At 74.7% G+C, this 13,906-nt stretch carries 12 protein-coding genes; 6 read left to right on the top strand and 6 right to left on the bottom strand.

The window, feature by feature from the left end; genetic code table 11:
• Nucleotides 1-5: 5 nt before the first annotated feature.
• The 6 genes from GWJ10_RS11505 to tkt form a co-directional block, all read right to left on the bottom strand.
• Entirely contained in the window at nt 6-698 is a 693-nt protein-coding gene (locus tag GWJ10_RS11505; RefSeq protein ID WP_061267765.1) for an O-methyltransferase, read from the bottom strand.
• Nucleotides 695-1,489, bottom strand: coding sequence for a 6-phosphogluconolactonase (pgl, locus tag GWJ10_RS11510; RefSeq protein ID WP_061267766.1), 795 nt, complete (start codon nt 1,487-1,489; stop codon nt 695-697). The genes GWJ10_RS11505 and pgl overlap by 4 nt, the downstream gene beginning before the upstream one ends.
• A complete protein-coding gene (gene opcA, locus GWJ10_RS11515) occupies nt 1,486-2,403 on the bottom strand; it encodes a glucose-6-phosphate dehydrogenase assembly protein OpcA (protein WP_034655766.1) in 918 nt (305 codons plus the stop codon). The genes pgl and opcA overlap by 4 nt, the downstream gene beginning before the upstream one ends.
• A gap of 103 nt (nt 2,404-2,506) precedes the next feature.
• Complete coding sequence (gene zwf / locus GWJ10_RS11520; protein ID WP_163187529.1) at nt 2,507-4,048, bottom strand: glucose-6-phosphate dehydrogenase; 1,542 nt, start codon at nt 4,046-4,048, stop codon at nt 2,507-2,509.
• 144 nt (nt 4,049-4,192) lie between these two features.
• Nucleotides 4,193-5,332, bottom strand: a complete 1,140-nt coding sequence (gene tal / locus GWJ10_RS11525; protein WP_163187531.1) for a transaldolase — start codon at nt 5,330-5,332, stop codon at nt 4,193-4,195.
• A 124-nt stretch (nt 5,333-5,456) separates the two neighbouring features.
• On the bottom strand, nt 5,457-7,619 hold the full coding sequence (tkt, locus tag GWJ10_RS11530) for a transketolase (protein ID WP_086150475.1): 2,163 nt from the start codon (nt 7,617-7,619) through the stop codon (nt 5,457-5,459).
• A gap of 351 nt (nt 7,620-7,970) precedes the next feature.
• Here tkt and GWJ10_RS11535 point away from each other — a divergent pair, with 351 nt between their 5' ends.
• The 6 genes from GWJ10_RS11535 (at nt 7,971) to GWJ10_RS11560 (ending at nt 13,895) form a co-directional block, all read left to right on the top strand.
• Nucleotides 7,971-8,999 (top strand): heme o synthase, encoded by a 1,029-nt coding sequence (locus tag GWJ10_RS11535; RefSeq protein ID WP_076404800.1) that lies wholly within the window; start codon nt 7,971-7,973, stop codon nt 8,997-8,999.
• A 30-nt stretch (nt 9,000-9,029) separates the two neighbouring features.
• The gene (xerD, locus tag GWJ10_RS11540; protein ID WP_163187533.1) at nt 9,030-9,983 is read left to right on the top strand and encodes a site-specific tyrosine recombinase XerD; all 954 of its coding nucleotides are present in this window, start codon (nt 9,030-9,032) and stop codon (nt 9,981-9,983) included.
• A 142-nt stretch (nt 9,984-10,125) separates the two neighbouring features.
• A complete protein-coding gene (locus tag GWJ10_RS11545) occupies nt 10,126-11,127 on the top strand; it encodes an AAA family ATPase (protein ID WP_082774463.1) in 1,002 nt (333 codons plus the stop codon).
• Complete coding sequence (locus tag GWJ10_RS11550; RefSeq protein ID WP_061267771.1) at nt 11,111-12,040, top strand: ScpA family protein; 930 nt, start codon at nt 11,111-11,113, stop codon at nt 12,038-12,040. The genes GWJ10_RS11545 and GWJ10_RS11550 overlap by 17 nt, the downstream gene beginning before the upstream one ends.
• The gene (locus GWJ10_RS11555; protein WP_240696590.1) at nt 12,037-12,813 is read left to right on the top strand and encodes an SMC-Scp complex subunit ScpB; all 777 of its coding nucleotides are present in this window, start codon (nt 12,037-12,039) and stop codon (nt 12,811-12,813) included. Before GWJ10_RS11550 ends, GWJ10_RS11555 begins: the two co-directional genes overlap by 4 nt.
• A complete protein-coding gene (locus GWJ10_RS11560) occupies nt 12,810-13,895 on the top strand; it encodes a pseudouridine synthase (protein WP_163187535.1) in 1,086 nt (361 codons plus the stop codon). Before GWJ10_RS11555 ends, GWJ10_RS11560 begins: the two co-directional genes overlap by 4 nt.
• Nucleotides 13,896-13,906 lie beyond the last annotated feature (11 nt).

Consider the following 13,906-nt stretch of genomic DNA (forward strand, 5'->3'; position numbering starts at 1 on the left):
GCGGCTCAGCCGCGCACGCGCGCGAGCACGAAGCCGTCGTAGCCCTTGGACCCGACGGTCTGCACGGCCGTGGCGTCGAGGCGCGGGTCCGCGACGACGCGGTCCGCCATCTCCCGCACGCCGAGCACGTTCGGGTCGGTGCTCGCCGCGTCCGCGACGGCCCCGCCGCGGACGGTGTTGTCCACGACGAGGAGCGTCCCGGGGCGCGAGAGCCGCAGCGCGAGGTCGAGGTAGACCGGGTTCGAGGGCTTGTCCGCGTCGACGAACACGAGATCGAACGGCGCGGCGCCGTCCGCGACGAGCCCCCGCAGCGTGTCGGCGGCCGGGCCGACGACGACGTCGACCGTCCCGGAGAGGCCGGCCGCGGCCAGCGACTCGCGCGCGACGGCGGCGTGCGCCGGGTCGATCTCGCACGTGACGAGCGTGCCGTCGGCGGGCAGGGCCCGGGCGAGCCAGATCGTCGAGTAGCCGCCCAGGGTGCCGACCTCGAGGATCCGCCGCGCGCCCGACCCGAGCGCGAGGAGCTGCAGCAGCCGGCCCTGGGCGGGGGAGACCTGGATCTCCGGGAGCCCGGCGTCCCGGGCGCGCGCCGACGCGGCGGCGAGCACGTCGTCCTCGGCCACCAGGGGCGCGAAGTACGCGTCGACGGCGTCCCACGTGGCCGCGGGGTCCGCCGGGTGCTCGCCGCCGGTCGTCACGCGCGCCCCTCGTCCGTCTCGGTCGGGGTCCCGGTGCCGGCCGCGGCGACGTCGACGAGCCACAGCGTGGCCTCCGTCCCCGCGACCGCGGCGGCCGGGGTCTCGCGCACCGGCGCGCCGGCGAGGGCCGACGCCACCGCGGGGGCCTTCTCGGCGCCCGCCGCGACCACCCACACCTGACGGGCCCGCGCGATCGCCTCGAACGTCAGCGTGACGCGCTCGGGCGGCGGCTTGGGGGAGCCGTGGACGCCCGCCGTCGGGGTGCCCGTCACGTCGAGCCCGGGGTGGTCGGGGAAGAGCGACGCGACGTGGCCGTCGGGGCCCATGCCGAGCAGCAGGACGTCGAAGGCCGGGACCTGCTCGCCGTCCGGCGCGTGCTCCGCGAGTGTCGCCGCATACGCGGTCGCCGACTCCTCGGGCGTCGCCGCCGCGCCCGCGGCCGGCATCGGGTGCACGTTCTCGGGCGGGAGGTGCGGCAGGTGGTCGAGCAGCGCCGCGCGCGCCTGCGTCTCGTTGCGCTCGCCGTCGCCGGACGCGAGGAAGCGCTCGTCGCCCCACCACACGTGCACGCCCGACCAGTCGACGGCGTCGCGCGCGGGGTGGCGCGCGAGCGCGGTCAGGCTCGCGATCCCGACGGTCCCACCCGTCAGCACGACGTGCACGGGCCGGCGGACCGACTGCACGTCGAGCAGGCGGGTCACGAGGCGCGACGCCACCGCCTCGGCGAGCACGCCGGCGTCGGGGTGCACGACGACGAGGCGCGCCGGGGTGCCCGGCCCCGCGGCGGTCATGCGCCCACCTTCTGCAGGCCCTTGGTGAGCACCTCGCCGTAGATCTCGTCAGGGTCCAGGCGGCGGAGCTCCTCGATGAGGGCCTCGCTGAGCGTCCGGATGGGCAGCGCGACGCGGCGGTCGGGCTTGCCCGGCTGGCTGATCGTCACCGTGCGGCCGTCGGGGCGGTCGAGGACGATCGGGCCGCTCTTGCGCTCGAGGGTCACGCGCGTGATCGCCTCGGCGCCGCGCCGTCGCACCACCTGCGCCGGGCAGCGCAGGCGCGAACCCAGCCACGCGGCGAGCAGGTCGAGCGACGTGTGCTTCGCCTGGCCCTCGACGACGACGCTCGTCACCGGCTCGTAGGGCGGCTGGTCGAGCGCCGCGGCGATGAGGCCGCGCCACAGCGTCACGCGGGCCCACGCGAGGTCGGAGTCGCCCGGTCCGTACGTCTGCGCGAGCTGCGCGAGCGTCGCCTCGGGGTCCTTCGCGGTGATCGAGTCGGTGATGCGCCGTTGCGCCATGGCGCCGACCGGGTCGTCGTCGGGGGACGCGGGCGGCTGGCCCGGCCACCACACGACGATGGGCGCGTCAGGCAGCAGGAGCGGCATGACGAGCGTGTCCGCGTGCTCGAGCAGCGGCCCGGCGGTGCGGAGCACGACCACCTCGGACGCGCCCGCGTCGCCGCCGACGCGGATCTGCGCGTCGAGGTGCGGCGTCGCGCTGCGCCCGGACGGCGCGACGACGATGACGCGGCACGGGTGCTCGCGGCTCGCGTCGTTCGCGGCCTCGATCGACGTCTCGACGTCGGACTCGCGCGCGATGACGACGAGCGTGAGGACGCGGCCCAGCGCGATCGCGCCGCCCTCGTCGCGCAGGCGCACGAGGCGCTTGTTCACCGCGTTCGTCGTCGTGTCGGGCAGGTCGATGATCATCGCGGGGTCCTCGCCGGTCGGAGGGTCGTGCCGCGTACCGGCGCACGACGGGGTCGGGGGGTCTCTCGGGTGCGCGCGGCCCGCTCGGCGGGCGCCGGCGCGGTCACGGGCGCCGCCAGGCGCGGCCGTCGCGCGCGAGCATCGCGTCGGCGGACGCCGGACCCCACGTGCCCGACCGGTACTGCTCGGGCTTGCCCTTCGCCGCCCAGTGCGCGGTGATCGGGTCGAGGATCTTCCAGGAGAGCTCGACCTCCTCGCGCGTGGGGAACAGCGGCGGGTCGCCGAGCAGGACGTCGAGGATGAGGCGCTCGTACGCCTCCGGCGAGGACTCGGTGAACGCGTGCCCGTAGCCGAAGTCCATCGTCACGTCGCGGACCTCCATCGCGGTGCCAGGGACCTTGGCGCCGAAGCGCATCGTGACGCCCTCGTCCGGCTGGACGCGGATCACGAGCGCGTTGTTCCCGAGGTCGGACGCCTGCGAGCTCTCGAACGGCAGGTGCGGAGCCTTCTTGAACACGACGGCGACCTCGGTCACGCGGCGCCCGAGGCGCTTGCCCGTGCGCAGGTAGAAGGGGACGCCCGCCCAGCGGCGGTTGTCGATGTCGACGCGGATCGCCGCGTACGTCTCCGTGGTGGAGGTGTCGGGGATGCCGTCCTCCTCGAGGAAGCCGATGACCTCCTCGCCGCCCTGCCAGCCGGCGGCGTACTGCCCGCGGGCGGTGTGCCGGGACAGCTCGCGCGGCAGCCGCACGGCGGAGAGAGCCTTGATCTTCTCGGCCCGCAGGGAGGGCGCGTCGAACGACACCGGCTCCTCCATCGCGACGAGCGCGAGCAGCTGGAGCAGGTGGTTCTGGATGACGTCGCGCGCGGCGCCGATGCCGTCGTAGTAGCCGGCGCGGCCCCCGATGCCGATGTCCTCGGCCATCGTGATCTGCACGTGGTCGACGTAGTTCGCGTTCCAGATGGGCTCGAACATCTGGTTGGCGAAGCGCAGGGCGAGGAGGTTCTGGACCGTCTCCTTGCCGAGGTAGTGGTCGATGCGGAAGACCGAGTCGGGCGGGAAGACCTCCGACACGACGGCGTCGAGCTCGCGCGCGCTCGCGAGGTCGTGGCCGAACGGCTTCTCGATAACCACGCGGCGCCAGGCGTCCTCCGCCGAGCGGGACAGTCCCGACTCGGCGAGCTGGCGGCACACGACGGGGAACGCGCTCGGCGGGACCGACAGGTAGAACGCGTGGTTGCCGCCCGTGCCGCGCTCGGCGTCGAGCGTCTCGACCGTCTCGCGCAGGCGCTCGAACGCCTCGTCGTCGTCGAACGAGCCCTGGACGAACCGGATGCCCTCGGAGAGCTGGCGCCACGTCGCCTCGCGGAACGGCGTGCGCGCGTGCTCCTTGACGGCGTCGTGCACGACCTGCGCGAAGTCCTGGTCCTCCCAGTCGCGGCGCGCGAAGCCCGTGAGCGCGAAGCCCGGGGGGAGCAGCCCGCGGTTGGCGAGGTCGTAGACCGCGGGCATGAGCTTCTTGCGGGCGAGGTCGCCCGTGACGCCGAAGATGACGAGCCCGCACGGGCCCGCGATCCGGGGCAGGCGCAGGTCGAGGGGGTCGCGCAGAGGGTTGTGCTCTGGCGTGATCTTGGCCGGTCTCACCTGGTGGCACCGTTCCGTTCGGGGAGGGGTCGGAGGACTGCAGAAGGACTGGGGCGTCTGCGGATCATAGGGGCGTCGCGACGGGGTGCGCCGCCGTTCCCGCAGGTCGGACGCGCGGCCGGGACGCCGGCCGCGCGCCGGAGGTCAGGAGGAGGCGAGGCGGCGGAGGTTGTCGCGCGTCGTGGCGAGGAGCTCGGTCCAGCTGTCCTCGAACTTGCGCACGCCCTCGGCCTCGAGGCGGTCGGTGACCTCGACGAGGGAGACGCCGAACGACTCGACGGTCTCGATCGTGCGCCGCGACGCGGTCGCCGTGCCGGTGATCGTGTCGCCCGTCACGACGCCGTGGTCCGCGAACGCCTGGAGCGTCGCCTCGGGCATGGTGTTCACGACGCCGTCCGTGACGAGCTCGTCGACGTACATGGTGTCGCGGTACTCGGGGTTCTTCACGCCCGTCGAGGCCCACAGGGGGCGCTGGGGCTGCGCGCCGGACGCGACGAGCGAGCGCCAGCGGTCCGTCTGGCGGAACTCCTCGTACGCCTCGAACGCGAGGCGCGCGTTCGCCACGGCGGTCTGCCCACGCAGGTCGAGCGCCTCGGGCGTCCCGACCTTCTCGAGCGCGGCGTCCACCGCGGTGTCGACGCGCGAGACGAAGAACGAGGCGACGGAGCCCACGGGCGCGAGGTCCACGCCGTCGGCGCGCGCCTGCTCCAGCCCGATCGCGAACGCCTCCATGACCGCGCGGTAGCGCGCGAGGGAGAAGATGAGGGTCACGTTGACGCTGATGCCCTGCGCGAGCGTGCGCGTGATCGCGTCGAGGCCCGCGACGGTCGCCGGGATCTTGATGTAGACGTTCGGGCGGTCGATCGTGCGCCACAGGCGCTCCGCCGTGACGACCGTCGCGTCGGCGTCGTGGGCGAGGCGCGGGTCGACCTCGATCGAGACGCGCCCGTCGACGCCGTCGGTGGCGTCGTAGACGGGGCGCAGAAGGTCGGCGGCGGCGCGCACGTCGTCCGTCGTGATGCGCTCGACGGCCGCCTCCACGGCCGCGTCGTCGGTGCCCGCGGCCGCGAGGTCGGCGAGCTGGGCGTCGTAGGCGTCGCCCTTCGCGAGCGCCGACGCGAAGATCGTGGGGTTCGTGGTCACGCCGACGACGCCGCGCGTCGCCACCAGCTCGGCGAGGTTGCCGGTGCGCAGCCGTTCTCGGGAGAGGTCGTCGAGCCAGATCGACACGCCCGCTCCCGTGAGCTGCTCGATGGGGCCGGGGACGGTGGTGGACTGCGTCATCGGACTTCCTCTCGTGGTGCTCTCGCTGCGGGCGTGCGCCCGAGGACGACGTTCGTGGCGGTCGTCCCGGGGGCGTCCCGAGGTGGGGCCGCGTGCACGGCCCCACCTCGGAATCTACGAAGGGTCAGCGCAGGTCGCCAGTGCCGCCCTCCGAGGGGGTGGGCTCGGCGCCCGGGGCGTCGCCGCCGCGCGCCGCGGCGATCGACTCGCGCGCCGCCGTCGCGACGGCCTCGGACGTGATGCCGAACTCGCGGTACAGCACCTGGTAGTCCGCGGACGCGCCGTAGTGCTCGAGGCTCACGGAGCGGCCGGCGTCGCCGACGAGCTCGCGCCAGCCCTGCGCGACGCCCGCCTCGACCGAGACGCGCGCGCGGACGGCGGACGGCAGGACCGACTCGCGGTAGGCGTCGTCCTGGCCGTCGAACCACTCGCGGCTCGGCAGCGACACGACGCGCGCCTGCACGCCCTCGGCCGCGAGGATCTCGCGCGCCTCGACGGCGAGCTGCACCTCGGAGCCGGTGCCGATGAGGATGACGTCCGGCGTGCCCTCGGTGTCGAGCAGCACGTACCCGCCGCGCGCCGTGCCGGACGCGTCGGCGTAGCCGTCCGTCCCGCGCGGGAACGTCGGCACGTTCTGGCGCGTGAGGATGAGGCCCGCCGGGCGCTCGGTGTTCTCGAGCACGGTGCGCCACGCCCACGCGGTCTCGTTCGCGTCGGCCGGGCGCACGACGTCGAGGCCCGGGATCGCGCGCAGCGCCGCGAGGTGCTCGACGGGCTGGTGCGTCGGGCCGTCCTCGCCGAGACCGATCGAGTCGTGCGTCCACACGAACGTCGTCGGGATCTCCATGAGGGCGGCGAGCCGGACGGCGGGACGCATGTAGTCGCTGAACTGGAGGAACGTGCCGCCGTAGGCGCGTGTGCCGCCGTGCAGGACGATGCCGTTGAGGATCGCGCCCATGGCGTGCTCGCGGATGCCGAAGTGCAGCGTGCGGCCGTACTCGTGGCCCGGGAACTTCTTCGTCGCGTGCTCGGCCGGCACGAACGACGGCTCGCCGTCCATCGTCGTGTTGTTCGAGCCCGCGAGGTCGGCGGAGCCGCCCCAGAGCTCGGGCAGCACGTCCTTGAGCGCGGTGAGGACCTTGCCGGACGCGGAACGCGTCGCGACGGCCTTGCCCGCCTCGAACGTGGGGAGCGCGTCCTCCCAGCCGGCCGGGAGCTCGCGGCGCGAGAGGCGGTCGAGCAGCTCCGCGCCGGACGGGTTCGCCGTCTTCCACGCCTCGAACGCCCGGTCCCAGGCGGCGCGGGCGTCGGCCTGGCGCTCGCCGACGGCGCGCGTGTACGCGAGCACCTCGTCGTCGATCGCGAAGCTCGCCTCGGGGTCGAGGCCGAGCTCGACCTTGAGGCCCTTGATCTCGTCGGCGCCCATGGCGGAGCCGTGGATGCCGCCGGTGTTCTGCTTCGTGGGCGACGGGTACCCGATGATCGTGCGCAGCGCGATGATCGACGGCTTGCCCGTCTCGGCCTTGGCGGCCTCGATCGCGGCGTGCAGCGCGTCGACGTCCTCCGCGTAGCCCGTGCCGCCGTTGGTCCAGTCGACGCGCTGGGTGTGCCAGCCGTACGCGGCGTAGCGCGCGAGGACGTCCTCCGTGAACGCGATGTCCGTGTCGTCCTCGATCGAGATCTTGTTGTCGTCCCAGATCACGACGAGGTTGCCGAGCTGCTGGTGGCCCGCGAGCGAGGAGGCCTCGCTCGTCACGCCCTCCTGCAGGTCGCCGTCGGAGGCGATGACGTAGACGTGGTGGTCGAACGGCGACTCGCCCGGCGTGGTCGACGGGTCGAGCAGGCCGCGCTCGCGGCGCGCCGCGAACGCCATGCCGACCGACGACGCGAGGCCCTGGCCGAGCGGGCCGGTCGTGATCTCCACGCCGCGGGTGTGCTTGTACTCGGGGTGGCCGGGGGTCTTGGAGCCCCACGTGCGCAGCGCCTCGATGTCCTCCATCTCCAGGCCGTACCCGGCGAGGAAGAGCTGGAGGTAGATCGTCAGCGACGAGTGGCCCGCGGAGAGCACGAACCGGTCACGACCCACCCAGTGGTCGTCGGACGGGTCGTGGCGCATGACCTTCTGGAACAGCAGGTACGCGGCGGGGGCCAGCGAGATCGCGGTGCCCGGGTGGCCGTTGCCCACCTTCTCCACGGCGTCGGCGGCGAGCGCCTTGATCGTCTTGACGGCCCGGTCGTCCAGGTCCGTCCAGTCCAGGGGCGTGTGAGCAGGGGACAACGCGTTCACCGAACCTCATTCCCGTCCGGAGCGCGCGCCCCGGATCCTCGCGACAACTCGAAGCAACCGTTGAACATTTCCCGGCCTCACGCCTCTGGGGGCGGGGCGGCCCGGTGCCCGTCGCGGCCCGGAGGCCACGTCCGTGGCGAGCGGTCCGACGCGGGACGGTCGCGGGCACCAGCCTATACGCGCGCGCCGTTCCCGGCCGGGCGGTGCCCACGTGCTGGATTTCGGTCGGATGTCACACAATCGCCCGGCCCGTCCGGTCGGCCCCCGCGCAGGCGGGGACGTACGATGAGCGAGGACGACCGGCGGTCCGTCCCAGCTCGCCCCCCACCTCAGAACGGAACACCGAAGCGCGTGCACACCACGAGCCAGGCACCGATCGACGGGACCGGAAGCCCGTCGAGCGCCGCGTCGACCCAGCAGCCGTCCTCTCCGACGGCCCCCGCGACCCCCGTCGCCCCGACGGCCGAGGCCGCCCGCGCGACGCGCGCCCTGCGCGAGCGGGTCGGCGCCTACGTCGCCCTCACCAAGCCGCGCATCATCGAGCTCCTCCTCGTCACGACGGTCCCGACGATGTTCCTGGCGCAGGGCGGGCTGCCCGGGCTGGGCCTCATCCTCGCGACGCTCGTCGGCGGCACGCTCGCCGCGGCCTCCGCGAACGTCTACAACTGCTACCTCGACCGCGACATCGACGAGGTCATGAACCGCACCAAGCGGCGCCCGCTCGTCACGGGCGAGATCACCCCGCGCGCGGCGCTCGTGTTCGCCACCGTCCTCGGCGTGGTGTCGCTGGTCTGGTTCGCGCTGCTGGTCAACGTCGTCTCCGCGTGGCTGACCTTCGGGGCGATCGCGATCTACGTCGTCGGCTACACGATGATCCTCAAGCGCCGCACCCCGCAGAACATCGTGTGGGGCGGCATCGCGGGCTGCATGCCGGTGCTCATCGGCTGGTCGGCGGTCACGGGCTCGCTGAGCTGGGCGGCGCTCGCGCTGTTCCTCGTCATCTTCTTCTGGACCCCTCCGCACTACTGGCCGCTCTCGATGAAGTTCAAGCGCGACTACGCGAACGCGGGCGTCCCGATGCTCCCCGTCGTCGCGGACGACAGCAAGGTCGCGCGCGAGATGATCCTCTACGGCGTCGCGATGGTGGCCTCGTCCCTCGCGCTGTGGCCGCTCGCCGGCATGACCTGGGTCTACGGCGTCGTCGCCACGGCCCTGGGCGCGTGGTTCCTGTCGTCGTGCGTGACGATGCTGCGCCGGGCGCGCGACAAGGCCGACGGCAAGGGCGGCAAGGTGGGGGAGATGAAGGTCTTCCACGCGTCCATCACGTACCTGACCCTGCTCTTCGTCGCGGTGGCGGTCGACGTCTTCCTGCCGCTGTGAGCCCGGTCGTCCCGGGCGGGCAGTGACGCCATGAGCCCCGGCGAGGCCCACATGCCCGAGGCGCTGGACCGCGCCGCGCGCGAGTACCTGGCGCACCTCGCCGTCGAGCGCGGGCTGTCCGCCAACACGGTCGCGGCCTACCGCCGCGACCTCGCGCGCTACGTCGCGTTCCTCGCGTCGCGCGGGAACCACGCCGTGCGCGACGTCGAGGCGGACGACGTCGCCGACTACGTCACCGCGCTGCGGACCGGGGCCGACGGCGGCGCGGCCCTGTCGCCGTCCTCGACCGCCCGGTCGGTGGCGGCCGTGCGCGGCTGGCACCGCTTCTGCGCGGCGGAGGGCCTGGCCGACGCCGACGCGTCGGCCGACGTCCGCCCGCCCGCCCAGGGCAGACGGCTGCCGAAGGCCATCTCGACCGACGAGGTCGCACGCATCCTCGAGGCGTCCGGCGCCGGGGACGGGCCCGGCCCCCTGCGCGACCGCGCGCTCCTGGAGCTCGTGTACTCGACCGGCGCGCGCATCACCGAGGCGGTGAGCCTCGACGTCGACGACCTGGACCTCGACAGCGGCGCGGTGCGTCTCCTGGGCAAGGGCGGCAAGGAGCGCGTGGTGCCCGTCGGGTCGTTCGCGCGCCGCGCCCTCGACGCCTATCTCGTGCGCGGGCGCGCCGCGCTCGCCGCGAACGGCCGGGGGACGCCCGCGGTGTTCCTCAACACGCGCGGCGCGCGCCTGTCCCGGCAGAGCGCGTGGGCCGTGCTGCGCACCGCGGCCGAGCGCGCCGGGATCGAGCACCCCGAACGCATCTCGCCGCACACGCTGCGGCACTCGTTCGCGACCCACCTGCTCGCCGGCGGCGCGGACGTGCGCGTCGTGCAGGAGCTGCTGGGCCACGCGTCGGTCACCACGACCCAGATCTACACGCTCGTGACGCCCGACACGCTGCGCGAGGTCTACGCGGCCGCGCACCCCCGCGCGCTGGGCTGATCCCGCGCCGCGACGGGGCCATGGCGCCCCCCAGCACCGCCGCGAGTACCGCCGCGAGTACTGCCGCCCCACGTCCTCCCGGAACGCGGCGCGCGGGCGCGTACGCACCGGCCCGGCGAGGTCCTGCGATACCGTGGCGGACGTGAGCAGCCAGGCCGAGACCCAGCCCGAGACGCGCGGCGCGCACGGCTCGCACGGCGACGCCGTCCGTCCGGTCGTCCCGCAGACCTCCGCCGAGGGGGACGCGGCGCCTCCCGCCGACCGCCCCGTCGAGCAGCCCGAGGACCGTGCCGCCGCCGAGCCGCGCGTCGACGTCGTCGGCCGCACCCTTCCGGAGTTCCCCGTCCCGGCCTCGCTCGCCGCGCACGGCCCGGGCCGCATCATCGCCATGTGCAACCAGAAGGGCGGCGTCGGCAAGACGACGACCACCATCAACCTGGGCGCCGCGCTCGCCGAGTACGGGCGCAAGGTCCTGCTCGTCGACTTCGACCCGCAGGGCGCCGCGTCCGTCGGCCTCGGCGTCAACCCGCACGAGCTCGACCGCACGGTCTACAACCTGCTCATGGAGCGCGGCGCGGACATCCACGACGTGCTCGTGAGCACCGACGTCGAGAACCTCGACCTGCTGCCCGCGAACATCGACCTCTCGGCCGCCGAGGTGCAGCTCGTGGGCGAGGTCGCGCGCGAGTCCGTCCTGTCGCGCGTGCTGCGCCCGGTCGTGGACGACTACGACGTGATCCTCGTCGACTGCCAGCCCTCGCTCGGCCTGCTCACCGTCAACGCGCTCACCGCCGCGCACGGCGTGCTCATCCCGCTCGAGTGCGAGTTCTTCGCGCTGCGCGGCGTCGCGCTGCTCGTCGAGACGATCGAGAAGGTGCGCGACCGGCTCAACCCGCGCCTCGACGTCGACGGCATCCTCGCCACGATGTTCGACTCGCGGACGCTGCACTCGCGCGAGGTCGTCGCGCGCGTGCACGAGGCGTTCGGCGACAAGCTGCTCCACACCGTGATCGGCCGCACCGTGAAGTTCCCGGACGCGTCCGTCGCGGCCGAGCCCATCACCGTGTACGCGCCGAACCACCCGGGCGCCGTCGCGTACCGGCAGCTCGCCCGGGAGCTGGTCGCCCGTGGCGACGCCGCCTGAGCCGCCACCACCGACGGAGCCGCCCGCGCGGGCCGGGTTCGAGGTCCGGCTCGACAACTTCAGCGGGCCCTTCGACCTGCTGCTGTCGCTCATCACGAAGCACAAGCTCGACATCACCGAGGTCGCGCTCGCGCGCGTGACGGACGACTTCATCGCGTACATCCGCGCGGCCGAGCGCGCCGCCGCCGTCGCGCGGGCCGCGGGGGAGGACCACCCCGGCTGGGACCTCGGCACCGCGAGCGAGTTCCTCGTCGTCGCCGCGACGCTGCTCGACCTCAAGGCCGCCCGGCTGCTGCCGACGGGCAGCGTCGAGGACGACGAGGACCTGGCGCTGCTGGAGGCCCGCGACCTGCTCTTCGCCCGGCTGCTGCAGTACCGCGCGTACAAGGACGTGTCGGGCCTGCTCGCCGAGCGGTTCGAGAGCGCCGGGCGCCGGTTCCCGCGCGTCGTGCAGCTCGAGCCGCACCTGGCCGCGCTCCTGCCCGAGCTCGTGTGGACCATGGGTCCCGACCAGCTCGCCGTGCTCGCGGCCCGCGCGCTCGCTCCCAAGGCGCCGCCGCCCGGCGTCTCGCTCGACCACCTGCACGCCCCCGCCGTGAGCGTGCGCGAGCAGGCGGGGATCGTCGTCGACCGCGTGCGCACCCACGGCACGACGACGTTCCGCGCCCTCGTCGCCGACGCGGGGGAGACCGCCGTGGTCGTCGCGCGGTTCCTCGCGCTGCTCGAGCTGTTCCGCCAGGCGCTCGTCGCGTTCGACCAGGTGACGCCGCTCGGCGAGCTCACCGTGCGGTGGTCGGGCGACGACGACGCGGCCGAGCCGCCGCTCGCCGACGTCGGCAGCGAGTTCGACGAGGGCGACGAGCCCGACCCGGCGGCCGCCCTCGCCGCCACCGACCAGGAGGTCCCCGCGTGACGCAGCCCGACGACGGCCCGGCCCCCGACGACACCCGCCCGCCCGCCGTGCACGACCTCCCGGGCGGTCTGCCGTCCGCGCTCGAGGCCGTGCTCATGGTCGCGGACGAGCCGATCCCGCCGGTCGAGCTCGCGGCGGCGCTCGCGGTCCCGGTCGACGAGGTGCTGGACGCGCTGCACGACCTCGCGGCCGAGTACCGCGGCGACGACGGCGGTCGGCCCCGCGGGTTCGAGCTGCGCGCGGCGGGCGGCGGGTGGCGCGTGTACTCCGCGCCCGCGCACGCCGAGGTCGTGGGCCGGTTCGTCCAGGGCGGCCAGACGGCTCGGCTCACGCAGGCGGCGTTGGAGACTCTGGCCGTGATCGCGTACCGTCAACCGGTCAGCCGCGGCCAGGTGTCGGCGGTGCGAGGGGTCAACGTGGACGGCGTGGTGCGCACGCTCGTGGCGCGCGGGCTCGTGGCCGAGGTCGGCCAGGACCCGCACACCGGCGCCGGCCTCTTCGGCACCACGGGGTACTTCCTCGAGCGCATGGGTTTCACGTCGCTCGACGAGCTCCCCCCGCTCGCGCCGCACCTGCCGGACATGGACGACCTCGAGGGCCTCGACGGTCTCGCCGACCTGCGCGCTCCCGCGCGGCCGACGGGCGTCGCGGCGCCGACGGACGCTCCCGACGTCGCGGCTGACGACGCGGACGGCGCACCGGCGCCGACCGCCACGACACCCCGCGTGACGCACGACGTCACGCAGGAACCGACGGACGAAGGACACGCATGAGCTCGAAGGACGGACGCCGCTCCGGCGACGGAGGGCGCGGGCGCACGCCCCGCGACGGGGCGGGCGACGCACGCCGCGGCGGGAACGGCGACGCGCGTCGTGGCGGCCCGCGGGGCGGCGACGGCGCACGCGCGGGCGGCGCGCCCCGGCGCGGCGGCTCGTCCGCGCAGGGCTCGTCCGCGGGCCGCGGCGCGGGCGACGGGCGGGAGCAGGGCGCCGGTCGTGGCCAGGGCGCCGGTCGGGGTCGCCCTGCCGCGGGTCGCGGCACGTCGGCACCCCGCGCCGGTCAGGCGGCGGCCCGGCCGCGCCGTCCCGTGCGCGGGAAGCCCAGCGAGCCCCAGCGCGACGTCCACGTCGAGGACGGCGTGCGCCTCCAGAAGGTGCTCGCGTCGGCCGGGCTCGGGTCGCGCCGCGCGTGCGAGGACCTCATCGCGCAGGGCCGCGTCGAGGTGGACGGCGTGCGGGTCACCGAGCTGGGCGTGCGGGTCGACCCGGCGCGCGCCGTCGTGCACGTGGACGGGATGCGCCTGCAGCTCGACTCCTCGCGCGTGACGCTCGCCCTCAACAAGCCGCGCGGCGTCGTGTCGACGATGCACGACCCGGACGGTCGCCCGTCCATCGCCGAGCTCGTCGCCGACCGGCCCGAGCGCCTGTTCCACGTGGGCCGCCTCGACGCGGACAGCGAGGGCCTGCTGCTGCTCACGAACGACGGCGAGCTCGCGAACCACCTCGCGCACCCCTCGCACGAGGTCGCCAAGACCTACCTCGTCACGGTGCGCGGCAAGGTCGCGGGCAACGTCGCGAACAAGTTCCTGCACGGGATCGAGCTCGAGGACGGGGTCGTGCGGGCGGACGCGTACCGCGTCGTCGACCAGGTCGCGGACCAGACGATGATCGAGGTCGTGCTCCACTCGGGCCGCAACCGGGTCGTGCGGCGCATGTTCGAGGAGGTCGGCTACCCCGTGACGCGCCTCGTGCGCACGCGCATCGGGCCGATCGCGCTCGGCAACCTGCGCCCCGGCACGACGCGTGTCCTCGGGCGCACCGAGCTCGGCACGCTCATGGCGGGCGTCGGGCTCTAGGCCCGGCCCGC

The sequence above is a fragment of the Cellulosimicrobium sp. SL-1 genome (genome assembly GCF_011033075.1).
In the GTDB taxonomy this organism is placed as follows: domain Bacteria; phylum Actinomycetota; class Actinomycetes; order Actinomycetales; family Cellulomonadaceae; genus Cellulosimicrobium; species Cellulosimicrobium funkei.